General features: G+C 67.0%; 25 protein-coding genes. 11 read left to right on the forward strand and 14 right to left on the reverse strand.

Features of this window, described 5'->3' with window-relative positions; translation table 11 throughout:
• The 8 genes from J1M43_RS01550 to rplI all read left to right on the forward strand — a co-directional run.
• Nucleotides 1-672: HAD hydrolase family protein (locus J1M43_RS01550; protein WP_206475508.1), on the forward strand; the 672-nt coding region annotated here is incomplete at its 5' end.
• A gap of 71 nt (nt 673-743) precedes the next feature.
• Nucleotides 744-1,616, forward strand: a complete 873-nt coding sequence (locus tag J1M43_RS01555) for an N-acetylneuraminate synthase family protein (RefSeq protein ID WP_206475509.1) — start codon at nt 744-746, stop codon at nt 1,614-1,616.
• A complete protein-coding gene (locus J1M43_RS01560; protein ID WP_206475510.1) occupies nt 1,613-3,034 on the forward strand; it encodes a DUF6716 putative glycosyltransferase in 1,422 nt (473 codons plus the stop codon). Before J1M43_RS01555 ends, J1M43_RS01560 begins: the two co-directional genes overlap by 4 nt.
• Before the next feature lie 151 nt (nt 3,035-3,185).
• Nucleotides 3,186-3,389: a hypothetical protein gene (locus J1M43_RS01565; RefSeq protein ID WP_152594837.1), complete on the forward strand. Its 204-nt coding sequence runs from the start codon at nt 3,186-3,188 to the stop codon at nt 3,387-3,389.
• Nucleotides 3,390-3,538: 149 nt separating this feature from the next.
• Complete coding sequence (gene rpsF, locus J1M43_RS01570; protein ID WP_033105626.1) at nt 3,539-3,907, forward strand: 30S ribosomal protein S6; 369 nt, start codon at nt 3,539-3,541, stop codon at nt 3,905-3,907.
• Nucleotides 3,908-3,912: 5 nt separating this feature from the next.
• Entirely contained in the window at nt 3,913-4,422 is a 510-nt protein-coding gene (locus J1M43_RS01575) for a single-stranded DNA-binding protein (protein WP_033105627.1), read from the forward strand.
• 59 nt (nt 4,423-4,481) lie between these two features.
• Nucleotides 4,482-4,736 (forward strand): 30S ribosomal protein S18, encoded by a 255-nt coding sequence (gene rpsR / locus J1M43_RS01580; RefSeq protein WP_017829850.1) that lies wholly within the window; start codon nt 4,482-4,484, stop codon nt 4,734-4,736.
• An 11-nt stretch (nt 4,737-4,747) separates the two neighbouring features.
• Nucleotides 4,748-5,200: a 50S ribosomal protein L9 gene (gene rplI, locus J1M43_RS01585; RefSeq protein ID WP_033105628.1), complete on the forward strand. Its 453-nt coding sequence runs from the start codon at nt 4,748-4,750 to the stop codon at nt 5,198-5,200.
• Nucleotides 5,201-5,405: 205 nt separating this feature from the next.
• Here the strand turns inward: rplI and J1M43_RS01590 are convergent, their stop codons facing one another.
• The gene (locus J1M43_RS01590) at nt 5,406-6,692 is read right to left on the reverse strand and encodes a chaplin family protein (protein ID WP_206475511.1); all 1,287 of its coding nucleotides are present in this window, start codon (nt 6,690-6,692) and stop codon (nt 5,406-5,408) included.
• Between the two features lie 102 nt (nt 6,693-6,794).
• A complete protein-coding gene (locus J1M43_RS01595; RefSeq protein WP_206475512.1) occupies nt 6,795-7,835 on the reverse strand; it encodes a hypothetical protein in 1,041 nt (346 codons plus the stop codon).
• A 529-nt stretch (nt 7,836-8,364) separates the two neighbouring features.
• Between J1M43_RS01595 and dnaB the strand changes: the two genes are divergently transcribed.
• Entirely contained in the window at nt 8,365-9,738 is a 1,374-nt protein-coding gene (dnaB, locus tag J1M43_RS01600; RefSeq protein ID WP_206475513.1) for a replicative DNA helicase, read from the forward strand.
• Between the two features lie 92 nt (nt 9,739-9,830).
• On the opposite strand, the gene J1M43_RS01605 is transcribed toward dnaB, so the two are convergent.
• The 3 genes from J1M43_RS01605 to J1M43_RS01615 form a co-directional block, all read right to left on the reverse strand.
• Nucleotides 9,831-10,331 carry a GNAT family N-acetyltransferase gene (locus J1M43_RS01605; RefSeq protein ID WP_206475514.1) on the reverse strand — a complete coding sequence of 167 codons (501 nt, stop codon included), beginning with the start codon at nt 10,329-10,331 and terminating at the stop codon, nt 9,831-9,833.
• Entirely contained in the window at nt 10,328-10,627 is a 300-nt protein-coding gene (locus J1M43_RS01610; RefSeq protein WP_206475515.1) for a DUF1778 domain-containing protein, read from the reverse strand. Before J1M43_RS01610 ends, J1M43_RS01605 begins: the two co-directional genes overlap by 4 nt.
• A 188-nt stretch (nt 10,628-10,815) precedes the next feature.
• Nucleotides 10,816-11,853 carry an aminoglycoside phosphotransferase family protein gene (locus J1M43_RS01615; protein WP_307823193.1) on the reverse strand — a complete coding sequence of 346 codons (1,038 nt, stop codon included), beginning with the start codon at nt 11,851-11,853 and terminating at the stop codon, nt 10,816-10,818.
• A gap of 74 nt (nt 11,854-11,927) precedes the next feature.
• Here J1M43_RS01615 and J1M43_RS01620 point away from each other — a divergent pair, with 74 nt between their 5' ends.
• Nucleotides 11,928-12,428, forward strand: a complete 501-nt coding sequence (locus tag J1M43_RS01620; RefSeq protein WP_206475516.1) for a DUF664 domain-containing protein — start codon at nt 11,928-11,930, stop codon at nt 12,426-12,428.
• A 49-nt stretch (nt 12,429-12,477) separates the two neighbouring features.
• Here the strand turns inward: J1M43_RS01620 and J1M43_RS01625 are convergent, their stop codons facing one another.
• The 3 genes from J1M43_RS01625 to J1M43_RS01635 are packed head-to-tail and all read right to left on the reverse strand — an operon-like array spanning nt 12,478 to nt 15,393.
• On the reverse strand, nt 12,478-13,161 hold the full coding sequence (locus J1M43_RS01625; protein ID WP_206475517.1) for an NADPH-dependent F420 reductase: 684 nt from the start codon (nt 13,159-13,161) through the stop codon (nt 12,478-12,480).
• Nucleotides 13,158-14,243 carry an LLM class flavin-dependent oxidoreductase gene (locus J1M43_RS01630; protein ID WP_206475518.1) on the reverse strand — a complete coding sequence of 362 codons (1,086 nt, stop codon included), beginning with the start codon at nt 14,241-14,243 and terminating at the stop codon, nt 13,158-13,160. The genes J1M43_RS01625 and J1M43_RS01630 overlap by 4 nt, the downstream gene beginning before the upstream one ends.
• 37 nt (nt 14,244-14,280) lie before the next feature.
• Nucleotides 14,281-15,393 carry an LLM class flavin-dependent oxidoreductase gene (locus J1M43_RS01635; protein ID WP_206475519.1) on the reverse strand — a complete coding sequence of 371 codons (1,113 nt, stop codon included), beginning with the start codon at nt 15,391-15,393 and terminating at the stop codon, nt 14,281-14,283.
• 88 nt (nt 15,394-15,481) lie between these two features.
• Here J1M43_RS01635 and J1M43_RS01640 point away from each other — a divergent pair, with 88 nt between their 5' ends.
• Nucleotides 15,482-15,967: a MarR family winged helix-turn-helix transcriptional regulator gene (locus J1M43_RS01640; RefSeq protein ID WP_206475520.1), complete on the forward strand. Its 486-nt coding sequence runs from the start codon at nt 15,482-15,484 to the stop codon at nt 15,965-15,967.
• A gap of 12 nt (nt 15,968-15,979) precedes the next feature.
• Here J1M43_RS01640 and J1M43_RS01645 read toward each other — a convergent pair whose 3' ends face one another.
• From J1M43_RS01645 to glp, 6 genes are all read right to left on the reverse strand, one after another.
• A complete protein-coding gene (locus J1M43_RS01645; RefSeq protein ID WP_206475521.1) occupies nt 15,980-16,831 on the reverse strand; it encodes a sugar nucleotide-binding protein in 852 nt (283 codons plus the stop codon).
• 154 nt (nt 16,832-16,985) lie between these two features.
• Entirely contained in the window at nt 16,986-17,213 is a 228-nt protein-coding gene (locus J1M43_RS01650) for an RNA-binding S4 domain-containing protein (RefSeq protein WP_033105639.1), read from the reverse strand.
• Nucleotides 17,214-17,431: 218 nt separating this feature from the next.
• On the reverse strand, nt 17,432-18,028 hold the full coding sequence (locus tag J1M43_RS01655; protein ID WP_033105640.1) for a dihydrofolate reductase family protein: 597 nt from the start codon (nt 18,026-18,028) through the stop codon (nt 17,432-17,434).
• Nucleotides 18,029-18,145: 117 nt separating this feature from the next.
• Complete coding sequence (locus J1M43_RS01660) at nt 18,146-18,625, reverse strand: molybdenum cofactor biosynthesis protein B (RefSeq protein ID WP_206475522.1); 480 nt, start codon at nt 18,623-18,625, stop codon at nt 18,146-18,148.
• Nucleotides 18,622-19,092 carry a cyclic pyranopterin monophosphate synthase MoaC gene (gene moaC / locus J1M43_RS01665; protein WP_188435254.1) on the reverse strand — a complete coding sequence of 157 codons (471 nt, stop codon included), beginning with the start codon at nt 19,090-19,092 and terminating at the stop codon, nt 18,622-18,624. The genes J1M43_RS01660 and moaC overlap by 4 nt, the downstream gene beginning before the upstream one ends.
• On the reverse strand, nt 19,085-20,374 hold the full coding sequence (gene glp / locus J1M43_RS01670) for a gephyrin-like molybdotransferase Glp (RefSeq protein ID WP_206475523.1): 1,290 nt from the start codon (nt 20,372-20,374) through the stop codon (nt 19,085-19,087). The genes moaC and glp overlap by 8 nt, the downstream gene beginning before the upstream one ends.
• Nucleotide 20,375: the final 1 nt, after the last annotated feature.

The raw sequence follows: 20,375 nt of genomic DNA on the forward strand, positions 1-20,375 counted from the left end.
CGCCAGGACCGCGAACCGCACTACCTCGAGACCGGCGCCTTCTACGTGTTCCAGGCGGGCGGCTTCCGCCGGGCCAGGCATCGCTTCTTCGGCCGGATCGGGATCGTCGAGGTCCCGGAGCGGTCGGCGATCGAGATCGACGACGAGCAGCAGCTCGCCGCGGCATCCGCTCTCGCCCCACTCGTGGACCAGTGCGAGAGCATCGCGGTCACAGCCGTCGTCACCGACTTCGACGGCGTGCACACCGACGACACCGCCATGGTCGACGCTGAGGGGCGCGAGCAGGTGCGTGTCAGCAGAGAGGACGGGATGGGAGTCGCGCGGCTCAGGCGTGCCGGCATCCCGATGCTCATCCTCTCCACCGAGGTCAATCCGGTCGTCAGGGCCAGAGCCGACAAGCTCCGCGTTCCGGTGCTGTACGGCGTCGACGACAAAGAAGAGGCGCTCGCCGTATGGGCCGCCGAGAACGACATCGCCCTCGCCGACATCGCGTATCTCGGCAACGACGTCAACGACCTGCCGGCCATGCGCATCGTGGGCTGGCCCGTTGCGGTCGCGAACGCGCATCCCGAGGTACGCGCAGCCGCGAGGGTCGTGCTGTCGAAGTCGGGCGGGCAAGGCGCGGTGCGCGAGCTCATCGAGCGCGTTCTGACAGCCGACCGACCCCGGTAACCCCGGGTTCGCGCGATGTTCACAGTCGCGGCGTACTCAGGAATGAGGGGTACGACGACCGGAGGAGCACCATGACTGTCAGCATCGGATCACGTGTCATCGGAGGCGGCCAGCCCGCCTACGTCATCGCTGAGATCGGCCTGAATCACAACGGCGATGTAGACATCGCCAAGCGACTCATCGACGTCGCGGCGGAGGCCGGCGCTGATGCGGTGAAGTTCCAGAAGCGCACCCCCGAGATCGCCACTCCCGAGCACATGCGCGACGTGCCGCGAGAGACGCCGTGGGGCACCATGACCTACCTCGACTACCGCCGCCGCGTCGAGTTCGGCCGCGATGAGTACGTGGAGGTCGGCGACCACGCCACGCTGCGCGGGCTCGACTGGTTCGCATCGCCGTGGGACGTGCCCAGCGTCGCATTCCTGGAAGACCTGAACGTCGTCGCGCACAAGGTCGCCTCGGCCAGCGTCACCGACCTCGAACTGCTCACCGCACTGCGCGAGACGGGCAAGCCCATCATCCTCTCGTCCGGCATGTCGACGATCGAGCAGATCGATCGCGCGCTCGAGACCCTCGGCACCGACCGGGTCGTGCTCATGCACGCGACGTCGACGTATCCGATGGAGCCGGAGGAGGCCAACCTCCGCGTCATCACGACGCTCCGCGACCGCTACCCCGGTGTGCCGATCGGATACTCCGGACACGAGCGCGGACTGCAGATCTCGCTCGCGGCCATAGCGCTCGGCGCAGTGGCCGTCGAACGGCACATCACGCTCGATCGCACCATGTGGGGATCCGACCACGCCGCATCGCTCGAGCCGACCGGACTTTCGCACCTCGTGCGCGACATCCGCGTGATCGAGACCGCTCTCGGCGACGGCGTCAAGCGCGTCTTCCCCGGCGAGCAGGCCCCCATGGCGAAGCTGCGTCGCGTTCCGGCATGAGCATGAGCACGGTCGTCAGCACGGTCGAACTCCGCGTCGTCGCGATCGCGGATGCAGACTCCTTCGTGAAGTGGTCGGCGTCGCTGCTGTCGGGCGTCGAGGGCATCCGCCGCCACATGCTGCTCGTGCGCACCCCGCTCACGGTCAGCCCGGCGCAGGAGCGCACAGCCCTCACGGGCACGAGTTTCACGGATGCTGACACCACCCGTCTCGGCTTCGACGAGGTGCACGGATGGCTGAGGGGGCATCAGCCCGACGTGGTCGTGCTCTCCGGACGCGGACCGTTCGTGCGGCTGATCGCGCGCCAGATCGACCGGCTGTCGCACCGGCCGGTCGTGGTGAGCGGGCTGCCGGGCATGTCGATCCCCGCCCAGCGCGGCGCGCTCGAGTACCGGCGCGAGAGCGACCTGATGGTCGTGCACTCGCACCGTGAGGAGCGGGCCTTCGCCGAGTTGGGTCGTCGCATCGGCATCCAGGTGCCGACCGCGCTCGCGACCCTTCCCTTCGCTCAGATGGCGCCGGATGCTGTGACAGCAGGGTCCGTTCGCGTCTCGCAGCGCGAACTGGTCGGTGCATCGACGGGTGGCGCCTCGCGGTCCGCGCGCGCGGTCGCTGCGCCCGCCGCCGCGCCGATCGCAGGACCGGGCGGCACGGACCTCGTGTTCGCCGCCCAGGCACTGGTTCCGGCGGCGCGGCACGAGCGCGAGCAGATCGCCGAGATGCTGCGCCTCGCGGCTGTCGCGGATCCGGCCAAGCGCGTCGTCGTCAAGCTGCGCTCGCGCCCAGGCGAGGCCGAGGCGCATCTGGAGCGTGATGCCTACGCCGATCTGCTCTCCGACCGACCGGGCAACCTCGTCATCTCTCACGAGCCGATGTCGACGGCGCTCGCACGTGCCGAGGGGTTGGTGACGGTCAGCTCGACTGCGGCGATCGAGGCGCTCGCGCAGAAGGTCCCCGTCATCGCTCTGGACACATTCGGCGTGCACAAGGCCCTGCTGAACACGGTGTTCACCGGCAGCGGGCTGCTGGGAGGGGGCGAGGAGGTCGTCGGCCGCCGGTTCCGGCATCCGCTCGCCGGCTGGCAGCGCGACAACTACTTCCATCCGGAATCGCACACGAACTGGTGGCGCTGCGTCGAGGAGCTCGTCGCGCTGCGCCGCGAAGGGCGCCTGCGCGCGAAGGTCGTGCCGACCGGTCGCGGCGGCGCCCTCCACGCCGCGTGGCACCGCAAGAGCGTGCTCGCGGACGAGGACCGTTCGCTGCTCGGAAGTGTCGCACTGGGCATCGGTGCACCGCTCGTGAACGGCATCCTGTCGATGCGCCGGGCGCGCGGCAAGGCGGGGGAGGACACGTGGTCGGACGCCACGACCGACTACACGCTCGAGCCGACCCCGCATCACGACCCGATCCGCCGCTGAGGCCGGACCGTTCGCCGGCGGTTGTCTGAACGTTTTCGTGGGGTCCTGGCCGGGGAGCTGTTGCCGGAAGAGTTTCGCGGGTCGAGGTGCATCTGAAGCCGGGAAACTCTTCTGGCACGTGCGCGAGGGGTGGGGCTTCGCGGATGCGAGCATGAAGGCGAAGATCTTCCTCGAGCCGGATGCTGAGGTGGCGCGCCTTGCCGTCGATCTGCAGATCGCCGCCACCGCGCTTCGGTACAGCACGGACGGCCGGCGCGTGAGCGTGGTGCACTACGACGCCGACTTCGAAAGCATCGCCGCCATCGAGCCGGCATTCGTGCATCGCTGGGTGGTCTCGCGGGGGTCGGTCGATTGATGCTGTTCGCGACACGCCCGCGCCTCCGCTAGACTGTCCAGGTTGTCTGTCTTCTGCGTGCATCCTGCGCGCACGGCCGGGCACGTGCACACACCCTCCTGCTTTCGGGAAATGCCCGGAAGCCGTTCTAGTCCGAAGGAGGTGGGTAAGTGACGCACCAGTACGAACTCATGGTCATTCTGACCCCCGAGATCGACGAGCGCCAGGTAGCCCCTACGCTCGACAAGTTCCTGAAGGTCATCACCAACGATGGTGGCTCGATTGACAAGGTCGACATCTGGGGCAAGCGCCGTCTTGCATACGAGATCCAGAAGAAGAACGAGGGCATCTACGCCGTCGTCAACTTCACCGCGACGAGCGCTGCCACGCAGGAACTCGACCGCCAGCTGGGCCTGAACGAGCAGATCATGCGCACCAAGGTTCTTCGCTCAGAAGAAGCTCAGGCGATGGTCGCTTTCGAAGCCAAGCGCTCCGAGGAGAAGGCAGCCCGCAAGGCTGCCAAGGCAGCGAAGGCCTAAGGCTCATGGCCGGCGAAACCGTCATCACCGTGGTGGGAAACCTCACGGCCGACCCCGAGCTGCGTTACACGCAGAACGGGCTGCCGGTGGCGAACTTCACCATCGCATCGACGCCGCGAACCTTCGACCGTCAGGCGAACGAGTGGAAGGACGGCGATGCGCTGTTCCTCCGTGCGTCCGTGTGGCGCGAGTTCGCCGAGCACGTGGCGGGTTCACTGACGAAGGGCATGCGTGTTGTCGCGCAGGGTCGTCTTCGCCAGCGCTCCTACCAGGACCGTGAGGGCAACAACCGCACGGCCATCGAGCTCGAGGTCGACGAGATCGGCCCGTCCCTGCGATACGCGACGGCACAGGTCACCCGTGCCGCTTCCGGCGGTGCCGGTGGCGGCGGTGGAGGACAGCGCCCCGCGCAGCAGCAGCAGGTGTCGGAGGAGCCGTGGTCAACGCCCGGTTCCTCGACCAGCGCAGATGCCTGGAGCACTCCTGGCAGCTTCGGCGACGACACCCCCTTCTAAACTCCGTTTCGATCCCTGAGCCTGTCGAAGGGTCGAAGCACACATCTTAAGGAATAACCATGGCTGGAAAGTCGAGCGGCGACCGCCGCAAGCCGCGGAAGGGTGGCAAGCCCACCGCTCCCGCGAAGTCGATCCGGGTCGGCGTCATTGACTACAAGGACGTCGCAACCCTTCGCAAGTTCGTCTCGGAGCGCGGCAAGATCCGCGCCCGTCGTATCACCGGTGTCTCGGTGCAGGAGCAGCGTCTGATCGCCACGGCAATCAAGAACGCACGCGAGATGGCACTCCTGCCTTACGCCGGCGCTGGCCGCTAAGGGGTATCGACATGGCAAAGCTGATTCTCACGAATGAGGTCGCCGGGCTCGGAAGCGCCGGCGACGTGGTCGAGGTCAAGAACGGGTACGCCCGCAACTACCTCATCCCCCAGGGCTTCGCTACGGCGTGGACCCGTGGTGGCGCAAAGCAGGTCGAGTCGATCCAGGCCGCACGCAAGTCGCGTGCGATCCACGATCGCGACGAGGCCGTTGCTCTCAAGGACAAGATCGAGGACACGAAGGTCCGTCTGGCCGTCAAGGCCGGCGGCGCCGGACGCCTGTTCGGTTCGGTCAAGACCGAGCACGTGGCGAACGCTGTCGAGGCTGCCGGTCTCGGCACGATCGACAAGCGCAAGGTGACCATCACGTCGCCGATCAAGTCGACCGGTGACCACGAGGCGACCGTGCGTCTGCACGAAGACGTCGTGGCCGTCATCACCCTCCAGGTCGTCGCGGCCAAGTAGTCCGCAACACCTTTCGGAACGCCCTCTGCCCTTCGGGACAGGGGGCGTTCTGCGTTTCTGCGACGATGATGCGGATGCCGCGTGCGTGCGGCGCCGGCATGATGGCAGCGCGATCCGGCAGGTCGACGGCTCCTGTTGAGGACGTCGACCCGCCGGGTCACTCGTGTCGTGCCTTGTGGCGCGTGGCCCTTGTGGCGCGTGGCGATCAGGCCATGCGGCGCCGGAGCAGCAGACCTCCTCCGAACACCATCAGCAGGATCGCCAGGGCGGCGGGCATGAACCCGTCTCCGCCGCCGGTGGTGGCAAGGCGCTCACCCGAGGGGACGATCGTTGAGCCGTGACCGCCCGCCGTCGGCGTGACGCCGGCGTTCGTTCCCGGGTCGGTGCCAGGGTTCGTCCCAGGATCGGTTCCAGGATCGGTTCCAGGATCGGTTCCAGGATCGGTTCCAGGATCGGTTCCAGGATCGGTTCCAGGATCGGTTCCCGGGTCGGTCCCAGGGCCCGTTCCAGGGTCAGTGCCGGGATCGGTCGGCGTCGTGCCCGGCCCAGGGTCGGTCACGGTGCTCGTCCCGATCAGGGAGATGGCGTTGCCGCCGATCGTGAGGGGGATGCTGATCGGCGCCGCGATCTGCGTGCCACCGAGCACCGAGTCGCGACCCGAGGTCACGATGTCGCCACCCGAGGCCGGCACGGTGCCGACGGCGCCGTTGCCGCTCCCGGGGACGGTGCTGGTGCCGAGCACGCTGATCGCATTGCCGGTGACCGTGATCGGTGCGGTGACCGGTGAGATCACCTGAGTGCCGCCGGCGATCGAATCCGAGCCGTCGGTGACAGCATCCGGTACGGGAGCCGTCGACGAGCCGTCCGCAGAGGAGGCGGGCATCGCCGCCCCGTCCGCAGTCGAGGCATCGCTGGTTCCGAGTACCGCGACGCTGTTTCCGGTGACCGTGATGGGCACGTTCACCTGGAGCAGCGCCTGGGTACCGCCGAGCAGCGAATCGACGCCGGATGTGGTGGTTGACGGCACCCCTGCCGCCGGAGCATCGGTCTGGGGAGCCGCACTCGGCGATGACTGGGGATCATCGCTCTGGGGTACGGCGGCAGGGGTGCCAGCTGAGGATGAGCCGAGGACGCTCACCGCGTTGTCTTGGACGGTCACCGGGACGTCGAGCGTGGCGACGGCCTGCGTACCGGATGCGACGCCCTCAGCGCCGCCTGTCGTGGCTTCCGGTGCCGGTGCCGGTGCCGCTGCCGGTTCTGCTGGAGCCGGTGCCGGCGCTGGCGCTGGCGCCTCCACGGTGGAGATGCCGAGCACGGATACCGCGTTGCCGACGATGTCGACGGGAACCGAGACGGGAATGATCGCCTGGGTGCCGGAGAGGATGCCGTCCTCTCCGTCGGTCTCTGCCGCGTTGGCGGCTGTGGCGCCGAGCAGGGTGATCCCGCCGGCTACCACGACGCCCCAGAGGGCGTGCTTGATGACTTTATGCATGATGATTCAGCTCCTGACTGAAATGGGGTCGTTTGGATGCGCGCGATCGGATGTGCGCGCGCAGCACACGTCGGTCATCCACGAGGGATGACGAGACCCCGGTCAGTCAGGTGAGACGTCGGTGCCGGCGACCGGTGATGACGGCAGTGCGTCATCGGATGCGCCGAGAATTCGCTTCCAGGTGTGAAGCGGGTCGAATGCGGAGTCGCCGAGGCGCGCAGCGTCGCCGTGGGAGCCGCCGCCCGATCCCGTTGAGGGCAGGGGCGTGGACAGGCCGGCCAGTGGCGCGTGCCTGTTCTCGTGCGGTCGCGTGGATGCCGCGGCATCCCGTTCCGCAAGGGGAGCATCGGATGCCGCGGCACTGAGCTGTCCGAAGGCGTGAGTCGACATCCGACCGATGGTCGCTTCGGAAGCAGCGCGGACGACCGCGTCGTCGACGCGTGCGGACGAGGGAGGTTCCGACTCGTCGTGGTGAACGGGCGCTTCCGCCACGGGCTCAGTGCCGGGCACTTCGGATGCTGCCGGCGGGGTCAGAGCGCCGAGCACGGGAGGCACTGTGCCGGCCGCCGTGCCTCCGATCAGATCGGCGGTCGCATCCACGACTTCGACGACCTCCCGCAGGGCGCCTGTGATCCCGAGGTCGGTCAGGACTTCACCGACTGTCCCGTCCGCGATGCCGGAGAGTGTCTGCAGAACCGGCTCGGTGAGCGTCGCCACAGGGGCGTGCTGCAGCGCGCCGGTCAGCGGAGAGGCGACGGCTTCGACGGCTCCGGTCGTGAGCGGGGCGACCGGGTCGAGAACGGGCCGGACGGAATCACCGACGATCGGCGTCGACACGACGGCCTCGATGGTGCGTTCGGCGATCTGCGGTGCGGTCTGCTGCACCACTGGAGCGACCACCGTCTCCACCACTGTCTCCACCACCGGCGCGACGATCTCGGTGGCGATCGGGGTCGCGAGAGAAGAGACGTCGTCCACGGTCGAGCCGACGAGCGAGGTCAGGGGGCTCAACGGAGCCTCCGGCTCTTCCTCGGCGTGCGCGGCGCTGCCACCGATCAGAACAGTGAACGTCGCCCACGCGAGCACGCCGAAGGCGACCCAGGCGATGCCGCTCAAGATCCGACGGGGTGCAGCAGCGGCCACGTTCACCTCCCCCTCCGAAGGAACGTTCTCGACGCGGATGCGTCCTGCCCGAAGATACTCGTGTCGATGATCCGTGTCCAGAGCTTATTGAGGTTTGACCTGCCCCTTCTGGAGGGGGCGCCACCTGACGCGCCCGGGAAAAATCGGGCTTGACTTCTCCCCAGGTTGTACACACCCCGTCGTGGTGGGGCAAACCTTCAATCGGGAGTTTAAACAGATTGTCATCCACAGGCTGGGGAGTGGGAAAAGCCCAGTTCACACGGGCTTAAAAACCTTGACATCGGGATGCACCACAGGGTTATCCACATCCGTTGTGCACAGACACTCCGAGGTTCTCCGCACGTTCTCCACATAGTTATCCACAGGCTGTGTTGCGGGTGCTGTAGCGCCCTTCTAGCGTGGACGAGCGACGAGATGTCGGAGGTACGTGGTTCGCTCTGTGCAACCGCGGATACACCCGCCGTCGTACGGCAACCGGAGATCACACATCCCGCGCCGCACCAGCAGCAAGCGCATCGAAGGGAGCACAGTGTCGATTGCCGACATCTCGGAGGAGCGCCTCGGGGGCCAGCGCAAGCCGGAGCGCACGCCGCCGCACGACCTCCTCGCCGAGCAGAGTGCTCTGGGCGGAATGCTTCTGTCGAAGGATGCTGTCGCCGATGTGATCGAGACCCTCAAGGGTGCCGACTTCTACATCCCCAAGCACGAGCTCATCTTCGAGGCGATCCTCTCGCTGTACTCGCATGGTGAGCCCACCGATGTGGTCGCCGTCACCGATGAACTGATCAAGACCGGTGAGCTGGGCCGCGCCGGCGGCGCCGATTACCTGCACACGTTGACCTCGATCGTCCCGACCGCCGCGAACGCGGGGTACTACGCCGGCATCGTCGCCGAGCGTTCGATCCTGCGCCGCCTGGTCGACGCCGGCACGCGCATCGTGCAGATCGGGTACGACGGCCAGGGTGACGCGACCGACCTCGTCAACAACGCGCAGGCCGAGATCTACGCCGTGACCGGCACCCAGACTGCTGAGGACTATGTGCCGCTGACGGTCGCGGTGGATGCCGCGATGGAGGAGATCGAGGCGGCCAGTGGCCGCGACGGTTCGATGACGGGTGTGCCGACCGGCTTCAAAGAGCTCGACGAACTCACGAACGGTCTGCACGGCGGACAGATGATCGTCGTGGCGGCGAGGCCCGCGGTCGGCAAGTCGACGCTCGCGCTCGACATCGCGCGTGCAGCCGCGATCGGGCACAAACAGCCGACGGTGTTCTTCTCCCTCGAGATGGGCAGGAGCGAGATCGCGATGCGTCTTCTCAGTGCAGAGGGAGCGATTCCGCTGCAGCACATGCGTAAGGGAACGCTCGACCCGCGCGATTGGACCACGGTCGCCGCGACCCGCGGGCGCATCAACGACGCCCCCCTCTTCATCGACGACAGCCCCAACATGACGCTGGTCGAGATCCGCGCGAAGTGTCGCCGCCTGAAGCAGCGCGAGGGCCTGCGCATGGTCGTGATCGACTATCTGCAGCTGATGACGAGCGGCAAGCGCGTCGAGTCGCGCCAGCAGGAGGTCTCGGAATTCTCCCGTGCCCTCAAGCTGCTCGCGAAGGAGCTGCAGGTTCCGGTCATCGCGCTGTCGCAGCTGAACCGTGGTTCAGAGGCGCGTCAGGACAAGAAGCCGCAGATCAGCGACCTGCGCGAGTCGGGCTCGATCGAGCAGGACGCCGACATGGTGATCCTGCTGCACCGCGACTCCGTCTACGACAAGGACGTGCGTCCGGGCGAGGCCGACCTCATCGTCGCCAAGCATCGCAACGGCCCGACCGCGACGATCAACCTCGCGTTCCAGGGTCACTACTCGCGGTTCGCGGATATGGCGACCGGCGGGGACTTCAACTGATGTAGGTTCAGCGTTGTCCGCGGGCAGCCGGAGGTGCGATATCTATCTATCACGGAGTGGATAGACGACTTCGCCGAAGCTGAGGAGATGATTCACTCCGCGAATTGACGGAGGGCCTTCATCGGGATCATGAGGTGCAGATCTTCGACCGGCGACTGGAGAAAGTCCCCGTGGTGGAGGTAGAAGTTCTTAGCGCTCTCGTCACGACAGTGGATCAACACAGCGGCGGCCCCGATGCTCCCACTGATGTGGAATGAGCGGCGCAAGGCATCGCGGAGCAATCCCGAACCGAGGCCTTTGTCGTTGAAATCCTCGTCTACGGCGAGTCGTGCGAGGAGGATGCATGGAATCTGGGTGGGCCGTCGCTCCGCAACGCGAGAAGGGGCCTCATTGCGAGCTACGGCGGCCATGGTGATCGAGTAGAACCCAACCACTCGCTCACCGTGACATGCGACATAGGTGGTTGCATTGTTTGCCGCCTGATTTTCCCAGGAAAAGCGCGTGAACCACTCGTCAAGCTCGGGTGCTCCACTGTGGAATGTGCCTCTGGGATCGCTCTTCTCAAGCTTTCGCGGGGTGCTGAAGTTTGTCACACTTCATCCGAAAAAACGGATGGTCGAGCGAACAACTTCTCAAACTTCGTCGTCGACGGCAGAGGCGCGTCGAGGAGTCGAGTGAACTCCTCAAACTGCTCCTCGGTGGCGACGAACCAGCGACGATCAGCCAAGACACGCTCGGCGTGGTCCACGGCGCTCCCAAGTATGAATTCGGTGAGGGTGTGATCGGTGGCCTCGGCAGCGCGACGGAGCAGTGATTCTTGCCGATCCGTTGCGCGCAGGTTGATCCGTTGATTCTTGGCGAGTCGATTGCCGACTACAGGCTCAGACATCGGAGTCTCCTTCGGGTACGTACATCGTATGTACACAAAGTTCTTGATGTCAACTCCTCCCTCCCCGCCAGCCCGTGCGTACCAAGAGTCTTCATCAGCGTCTGACGGTGCTTTGACTGTTACGTCATGGCGGACGGACTTCGCAGAGTCGCTGGCTGGATGCGCTCGGGTCTCAACGGGAGACATACTTAGGGCACTGTGGAGAGGACTTTGGCCAGCACGCGCTGCTGAGCTCTCCCGGCGTCTGGGCCGGACTGGCCCGACATGGTTGCAAGTGCTTTCCAGAGGGCCCATCCTCGTGCGCGTTGCCATGTTGCATCATCGAGGGCGACCGACTCGCGAAACGCCGCACGCGCCTCGCCATCGAAGTAGGTCCACGCGATGACGAGATCACATGCGGGGTCGCCGATCCCGCATGTGCCGAGATCGATGACTGCCGAGAGTCTTCCTTCCTCTGTGAGGAGGTTGCCGGTGGCAATGTCTCCGTGAAACCAGACGGGCTCGGACTCCCACGCAGACGTCGTCGCGGCGAGCCAGATCTCTCGGCACCGCTCCGCATCGACGTCGTCTCCCAGACGTTCGAGGGCAAGCTGCACTTGATCGCTGTACACGCTCGGGTGACAGCCGCGGTAGAAGGAATGTCGTCCCGCTGAGGCGCCCGCACCTGTCGGGAGGGATCTCAGTGCGCGCAACACGGAGCCCAGATCGACGGCCAAGGAGACCGGGTCGACCAGCGAACTCTCGTCGATCGTGTTGCCGGGCAACCACCGACGTACGGACCAGGGAAGCGGGTAGTCCTGGCTTGGCGCTCCGACTGCCATGACACCGGGGACAAGAACCGGAAGCTTCCCGTCGAGGAAGTCGAGCGCGCGCTTCTCTTTCTCGACAGCCGCGGCATAGGCCTCGCCACTGGGCAACCGTACGGACAGGTCATCTCCCAGGCGAAACGTCCGGTTGTCCCACCCCTGTTGCGGAACCGCGCGAATTCGCAGTGTGCTCCAGTGTGGAAACTGCTCCGATATGAGTTCGGCCACCAGGGGCTCGTCGATATCGATCATCTTTCCTCCCCACCGCTTCGTCGCGACCGAAACGAATACTCCTCGGAGCCAAGGACTCGCGACCAAGCGTATCTCGCCGTGCCGTTCGTTGAACTTGTCGTCTATGGCTACGACTCGATCACCGACAACGTGCTCACGCACCAACGTGTCCTCCGGGTGGATGATCACGGAAACGTGACGGCCAGCCCCCGTGACTCCGACGCGGTGCGCGCATTGTCGGCGACCAGCGCGATGATCGAACCATGGACAAGGACGACATCGACTCCGGTTTCACCACGCGGCAGGACTTCGACAGGCGGATCGAGCAGTACCGTCTGCTCATCCTGAGCAGTCTCGACGGTCTCTCAGAACAACAGGCTCGCGCTGTACAGGTACCCGGTCGACCTTCGCTCCTCGGGGTCGTGCGTCACACCGCCTACGTCGAGGGCGTCTGGTTCGGCGAAGCGATCACCGGCCGGCCCCGCACCGAACTCGGCCTTCCCTTCGCGACGGCGAACTCGTGGAAGGCTCGCAAGTCCGACAGCATCGCATCCGTCACCGAGCACTGCCAAGAGATCCATCAGCACTCGCGATCCAATCTCGCAGTTCTCGATCTTGCCGATGTCGTCACGGGGCGCAGCCCGCGCACGGTGCTGAGCATCTACACGCACGTCCTCAGCGAACTCGCCTGGAACACAGGGCAGATCGACATACTCCGCGCTCTCGCGGAGAACCCCGATGATTCCGGCGTGGGGCGCAGCTGAAGAGGTGAGGCGCAATTGAAGAGGAGGCGCCCAGCCGAAGAGCCGGACCTCAGACGTTCGTGGCCCGGGAGGGGGACGACGCGGCGGCCACCTCGATGAGCGCACGAAGCTCGTCGACGGGGAGATCGGCGCCGAAAGTGGGCTTACCCGGCTCGAGCAGAACACCGGCGGCGAGCGGCCCCGCGACGAGGGGATCGAAGCCCAGAGCCTCGATGAACTCGGAGACGCGCGCGACGTCGGCCTCGCGGTCACCGGCGATCGCGATGGCCTTGCGCCCCTGCGCCCCTGACGGTCGCGCTTCTTCCTCGAGGTCGTGATAGCCCATGTGGTTCAGGGCCTTCACGACGCGCGACTGCGGCAGGAACTCCTGCACGATCTCGCTCGTAGAGGTGCGCGGGTCGCTCAGGTCGTCGCGGATGCCGTCGGTCTCCCACCAGTAGTTCATCGCATCCAGCACGAGCGTGCCTTCGAGCTCCGCGACCGGCAGATTCCGATACTTCCCGAGCGGCAGCGCGAGCACGACGATGTCCGCTTCCCTGGCAGCATCCGTCGACTCAACGGCCGTCGCGCCGGGCGCGAGCACATCGATCGTGAGCGCGATCCGCTCTGGGCCGCCGGATCCGGCGATGAGCACGCGGTAGCCCGCGGCGATCGCGAGCCGCGCCAGTATGGTCCCGACCTTGCCCGCTCCCAGGATGCCGACGGTCGGCCTGTTCCCGTTCGTCTCGATCATCGCCGGAACGCCTCTCCGGTGACGACGGACTGCGCGGGCGCTTCTGCCAGCAGTTCGCGCACCATCGGGATCACCTTCGTGCCGTACAGTTCCACGGCGCGAAGCCGTGCGCTCGCCGCCATGGCGCCGCCGGCCGTGTAGATGAGGTCGAACCGGCCGACATCCAGCGTACGGATGGCGGCCACCATCTTCCTCGCCACCGTCTCCGGCGAGCCGACGTACAGAGATCCGCTCTCGACATCCGCTTCGAACTCGGAGCGACGCAGCGGCGGCCAGCCGCGCAGTGCTCCGATGCGGTCGCGGATCACCTTGTACCCGGGGTAGAACGCTTCCTTCGCCTCCTCGTCCGTCTCGGCGATGAAGCCGGGGGAGTGCATGCCCACCGGGTGGTCGGTGGTGCCCAACTGCTCGGTCGCCCGCCGGTACAGGTCGACGTACGGGGCGAAACGGGCCGGCGCCCCGCCGATGATCGCGAGCATGAGCCGGAACCCGTAGTGCGCCGTGCGGATCACCGACTGCGGCGAGCCGCCGACGCCGACCCACGTGCGCAGCCGGCCCGAGTCGGTCTTCGGGAAGACATCCGCCTCGTGCAGCGCAGCGCGCGTCGTCCCCTCCCAAGTGACCGGCTTCTCGTCGAGCAGGGCGTGGAACAGGTCGATCTTCTCGTCGAAGAGCAGTTCGTAGTCCGAGAGGTCGTAGCCGAACAGCGGGAACGACTCGGTGAAGGATCCGCGGCCGAGGATGATCTCGGCACGCCCGTTCGAGAGGGCATCGAGAGTGGCGAAGCGCTGGAACACCCGCACAGGGTCGTCCGACGACAGGACAGTGACGCCCGAGCCGAGCCGGATGCGCTGGGTCGCCGTCGCGATACCTGCCAGGACCGTCTCCGGGGACGAGATCGCGAACTCGGGGCGGTGATGCTCGCCGATCGCCACCGCCTCGATGCCCAGGTCATCGGCCAGCACAGCTTCCGCGACAGTGGCGCGGATGGCCGCAGCATACGAGACGACTGTCCCCTGGTCGTCGCGGGGCAGGTCTCCGAACGTGTCGATGCCGAACTCGAGGTCGGTGAAGTCGCTCATGGTCTCTTCCTTCTTGTGGATCTCAGGTCTGGTGGGCTCAGGCGTGGGCGGCCTTGCCGCCCTTGACGATCTCTGCGGGTGTACGCCCGGTGAGGTGCCACTCGCCGGGGTCGTCTTCGAGCAGTTCGCGTACTCGAGGCGCGACGCGTTCACCGAACAGGCGGATGCTGTGCTCACGCGCATCCCGCGGCAGGTGCAGCACGTCGTACTTCAGATCGAAGCGGGACAGGTGGTTGGCGCGGACGATGCGCGCGATCTTCTGGGCGACCGTCTCCGGCGACCCGACGTACAGTGCGCCGGTTCTGACCTCGGTCTCGTACCGCTCGAGGGTGGGCGCGTAGAAGCCGCGCTCCTCACTCATCGCGGTCACGACCGGCTGCCAATGCGTCCAGTGCGTGTTCTTCGCCTCTTCGTCGGTGTCGGCGATGAAGCCGAGGGAGTGCTGACCGATGGGCAATTCCGGTTGACCGAACTGCGAAAGTGCACGAAGGTACAGCTCGGCGTGCCCGGCGAACCGTTCGGGGCGTCCGCCGATGATCGCCATCATGAGGGGCAGACCGTTCCTGGCCGCGCGCACCACCGAGTCGGGGCTTCCGCCGATGCCGATCCAGGCCGGGATCCCACCCTCGGGCATCCGCGGGTGCAGGCGAACGTTCTCGAGCGGTGCGCGGTACTGCCCGCTCCAGGTCACGCGGTCCTCACGCATCAGGCGCAGGAACAGCTCGAGCTTCTCCTCGAAGATCTGCTCATACTCGGCGATGTCGTAGCCGAACAGCGGGAACGACTCGATCGCCGATGCGCGTCCGAGCACCAGGTGCGCCCGCCCGTCGGACAAGCCGTCGACGGTGGCGAACTGCTGATAGAGACGCACCGGATCCTGCGTCGACAGGACGGTCACCGACGTCCCGAGACGAATGGTCGAGGTGGCCTGCGCTGCGGCGGCGAGGATCACGGGGGTGGCCGCGTCGACCATGCCCTCCCGGTAGTGCTCGCCGATACTGAACACATCGAGGCCGACGGACTCCGCCACCTGCGCCTCATCCACGAGCAGTCGCAGCGATTCAGCATCCGACATCACTCGCCCGCCATCGGTGGCGACATCGCCGAAGGAGTTCAGTCCGAACTCGATGTCACCGATTCGAATCGCCATGATCAGCATCCTTCTCGTCCCGGCGCATCCGGATTGACGTGTCAATGCTGCAACATGGGTATTGACGTGTCTATTCTGAGGAGTCCAGATGGCCCAGAACCACCGCACGATGCCCACGCGGGAGCAGCTGCGCATCTGGCGCGACTACATCGAGACCGCGCAGGTGCTGCGCACGCGTCTCGGCAGTCGCCTGCAGAGCGAATCGTCGCTTTCGAGCGGCGACTATCAGGTGCTGCTCGCGCTCACGGAGGCGCCGCAGTACACGTTGCGGTCAGCTGAGCTGGCGGCGCTCATAGGATGGGAACGCAGCCGGCTTTCGCATCATCTGGGGCGGATGGAGAAGCGCCACCTGATCCGGCGCGTACCGTGCACCGACGATGTGCACGGGGTGGATGTCACAGCGACCGACACCGGCCGTGAGTCCTTTCGAGCCGGATCCGTGCCGCACCTGCGTGCGGTGCGCGAGCTCTTCATCGACGCTCTCAGCCCGCAGCAGCTCGCGAACCTCGACGACATCTCCGCTGCGCTCCAGCGTCATCTCGGTACGGACGGCCTGCCCGCACCCGCGGCGTGACCTCGCGCCCGACTACTCGGGTCGCGCGGTGCGGCGTGCGGATTCCGCGATCATCGCGGAGTACCCCTCGACATAAGTCGGATACTCCAGACGGCCGAGCAGCGATCGCAGCAGCGATCCGTCGTGCACGAACCCGGTCGGTCCGGACGACGCGTCGTCGGGCGGTGCGTCGACGCCGAGCGTGCCCGCGATGTACCCGACGACCTCACCCAGCGGGGCGGATGCCGCATCCACGGCGTGCACGAGGGGCGGCGGTTCCGGCATCCGCAGCAGCAGGTCGAGCGTGCGCACGAGATCGTCCTCGTGGATGCGGTTCGTGCGTCGCCGGTGGTTCAGGACCGTATGCTGCTTCACCTGCCGAAGGAGGAAGCCCCGGCCAGGGCCATAGATTCCGGCCGGTCGCACGATCACCGCACCGAACAGCTCGATCGCCGCGCGCTCGCCGTCGCGCAGACCGCGCGCACGTTCGCCTACCGGCGCTGGTTCGTCGCGCTCGGTGATGGGGTGCGCGGATGCCGCGCCGTCGAAGACGCCGGTGGATGAGACGAACACCGTGCGTGCGGGAGCGTGGGGGAGAGCATCCGCGAGGTGGGCCAGCGCCGTGCGATAACCGTCGACGCCGCCGGGTGGTGGCAGCGTGACGACCATCGCGTCGACCGCGGGCAGACCCGCTTGCAGGGGAGACGCAAGATCTGCGCGGATGCCGTCGACGCCCTCGGGCAGCGCATCGTCGCTGCGTCGCAGCGCGATGACCTCTCCGCCGTCGGCGAGCAGCCGCGGCGCAAGACTCTGCCCGAGCTTCCCGAAGCCCACGAGGAGCGTGCGGCCGGGCGGTGCGACGAGCGGATCGGGGAGCGAGTTCATCGACTCCAATCTGTCACATGACGGGCGCCCGCCGGTCGGCCACGGTGACGCACACCGCTGCACTCGCACGGCTCGGCCATGCCCTGTCCGACGCTTGGAAGGGTCTGGCTGAGCGCTTCGGTGGGCCGCCGCACGCACGGCGGGTGTCACGGCCTCACGGGCGAACGCGGACCGTGCGTCCCTCGAACGTGACGAGGTCGCCGTCGTGCAGCTGTCGGCCGCGGCGGCGTTCCTCCTCGCCGTTGACGCTCACGTAGCCGTCGATGATGACCTCCTTGGCGTTGCCGCCGGAGTCGAGCAGGCCGGAGAACTTGAGGAACTGTCCGAGGCGGATGACCTCGCCCCCGATGGGCACGTCGTCGATCTGATCAGCGTTCGTCATTCCTGAATGCTAACCGGCCGGCTGGTGGCGGATGCTGCAGGCGCCGTCCGGATGTCGGTGTTCCTTGCTATCGTGGCGCCGTGCGTTGGCTTGCGGACGAGGCGAGTGGTTCACGATGTGTTCCGCTCTCTCCGGGGTCACCCCGGGGTACGCAGTGCTCGCGCGCACGCCGCGACCGGCTGCCGTCGTCATGGGAGCCGGTACTTCCGCCCCATGACTCATCCGATCCGGTACGTGATGTGCGTGACGAGCCGGGATGCGCGCGCCGAGACGATGCTCATGGGTTGCGCTGGCACATCGAGGAAGAGACGCTCGCCCTCTCCGAAGATCACCGGCGAGATATGGGTGCGCAGTTCGTCGATCAGTCCGGCCCTGAGATATTGGTTGACGGTGGTCGCTCCTCCCGCGATCGACACACGCCCGTCGGTGCCCGCGACTGCTTTCGCCTGCTCGAGGGCGGCTTCGATGCCGTCGGTCACGAAAGTGAACGTCGTGCCGCCTTCCATCTCGAGCGGCTCGCGGGTGTGGTGACTGAGCACGAAGACGGGGCCGTGATACGGCGGATTGGGACCCCACCACCCGGTCCAGTCCTGGTCGAACTCACCCCGGTCGGGACCGAACATGTTGCGTCCCATCACGAACGCTCCGGCATTCACGATGTCGTCGATCTCGGCCGCGTTCTCCTCGGCGCCCTCGAACCGCCAGCGGAGCAGATCGTCCATCAGGCAGTCGCCGAACGGCTTCTGCGCCGTCTGGCCCAATCCGGATGCGAACCCGTCGGCGGAGATCGCCATGTCACTGAATACGAAAGTCATGTCAGCTCCCAAACTCTTGTGCTCTGCGCTTGGATCGAGCGTAACCACAAGACATCGCCAGCAACATCCTCGCGAACTGCCTGAGACGAACAACCCCGAGTCGGTCGCGCAGGGCGTTCAGTGCCCCGAGTGGTCCCCACCGGAGATCTGGTCGAGCACATGATCGAGAACGTCGCCGAGAACGGCGAGCCCGTCGCGCACGCCGCCGCTGGATCCGGGCAGGTTCATCACGAGCGTGCGCCCGGCGACGCCCGCGACCGCGCGGCTGAGGATCGCGGTCGGCGTGACCGCGACCCCGCGGCGACGCACCTCCTCGGCGATGCCGGGCAGCTCCATGTCCAGCAACGCCGTCGTCGCCTCCGGCGTGCGGTCATCGGGCGAGACGCCGGTTCCGCCGGTGGTGAGAAGCACATCCGGATGCTGCGCGAGCAACCCTGCAAGCGACTCGGCGATCGCAGCATCCGCCACGACGACCGGCCCTGCCACCTCGAAACCGCGAGCCCGCAGCCAATCGGCGATCACCGGACCGGTGCGGTCCTCGTAGGCGCCCGACGATGCGCGGGTCGAGGCGACGAGAACCGCTGCCGTCCGTGTCATTCGCGCGACCAGTCGCCGCTCTTGCCGCCGGACTTCGCGAGCACGAGCACGTCGGTGATCACGGCGCGATTGTCGACGGCCTTGATCATGTCGTAGAGCGTCAGCGCGGCGATGTTCGCGGCGGTCAGCGCCTCCATCTCGACGCCGGTGACGCCGTTGGTCACCGCCGTCGCGACGATCCGCACCCGGTCGCCCTGCGGCTCGAGGTCGACCGACAGCTTGGTCAGCGGCAGCGGGTGGCACAGCGGGATTAGGTTCGACGTCTGCTTGGCGCCCATGATGCCGGCCAGACGCGCCGTTCCCAGCGCCTCGCCCTTGGGCAGCGAGCCGTCGGCGATCTTCGCCACGACCTCTTCCGTCGTCACGAGCACCGCCTGCGCGCGCGCCTCGCGTCGTGTGACCGCCTTGTCGGTGACGTCGACCATATGGGCCGAGCCGTCGGAACGCAGGTGCGTCAGGTCACTCATCGATTCTCCATACCTCGACCTCGGCGCCCGCAGGGAGCGCGTCGACGCCGATCGGAACGTGCACCAGGACCGTCGCCCGCGCGTAGTCGTGCAGCAGATGCGATCCTGGGGCTCCCACCTCGACGCTACCGTCTGCGCGGATTCCGCCGCGGCGGATCTGGTGCTTCTCGCGCGGAGAGCTGAGCGCCTCGGCCAGGGGAGCTCGCTGCACCCGACGGGAGGGATCGAGCCCGGAGGCTCTGCGCAGGATCGGGCGGAGGAACATCTCGAACGACAGCAGGGCGGAGACCGGATTGCCGGGGAAGGCGATGACCGGCACCGTGCGCTCGCTGCCGCCCGAAGACAATCGCGCTGCGCCGAGCCCTTGCGGACCGCCAGGCTGCATCGCGACCTTCCCGAATCTCACGCCGGCCGGTGCGAGAGCATCGCGCACCACCTCGAAGGCACCGGCGCTGACTCCGCCTGTCGTCACGATCAGGTCGGCATCCGGATGCTGCGCGATCGCGTCCAGCACGGCCGAGGCGTCGTCGGGAGCGAACGCGACGCGGACGATCGCACCGGACTCCTCCATCGCAGCCGTGAGCGAGGCGGTGTTCGCGTCGTAGATCTGCCCGGGCTCGAGTTCGTCGCCAGGTGCACGCAGCTCATGACCGGTGGAGAGCAACAGCGCGACCGGACGCGGACGCACCTGCACCTCTGTGACACAGGCGGAGGCCAGCGACCCCAACTGCGCAGGGCCGAGCCGCGTGCCGGCGGGCAGGATCGTCGAACCTGCTGCGAGGTCTGCACCGGCCTCGCGCACGAACGAACCGGCCTGCACCGGGGCGTGGAACCGGACGGTCGTGTCCGCAGGAATCTCGACGGCCCCGCTGCCGATCCCGATGAAGCGCGGCGGATCGGCGATCTCGATCGGCACGACGGCATCCGCCCCCGACGGGATCGGCGCACCCGTCATCACCGGTGCCGCGGTTCCGGAGAGATGCTCGTGCACCGCATCGCCGGCGGCGCTGGTCGCGCCGATGCGGAGAGCCACGGGAGCTTCGGCGGCGGCCGACGCCAGGTCGGCAGCGCGGACGGCGTATCCGTCCATCTGCGAGTTCCGGAAGGGCGGCACGCTGATCGGGCTCCGAACATCCGCCGACAGGACACGGCCGGATGCTGTGCCGGGGCTCAGCGCGATCAACTCGGATCGCGCGTCATCGGCGAGACTGTCGATGACGGGGGCGAGCAGCTGTGCCACGGCATCGGCGTGCTCGGCCGGAGTGGCTGGATTCGAGGTCATG

The sequence above is a fragment of the Microbacterium sp. KRD172 genome (genome assembly GCF_017168295.1).
Taxonomy (GTDB): domain Bacteria; phylum Actinomycetota; class Actinomycetes; order Actinomycetales; family Microbacteriaceae; genus Microbacterium; species Microbacterium profundi.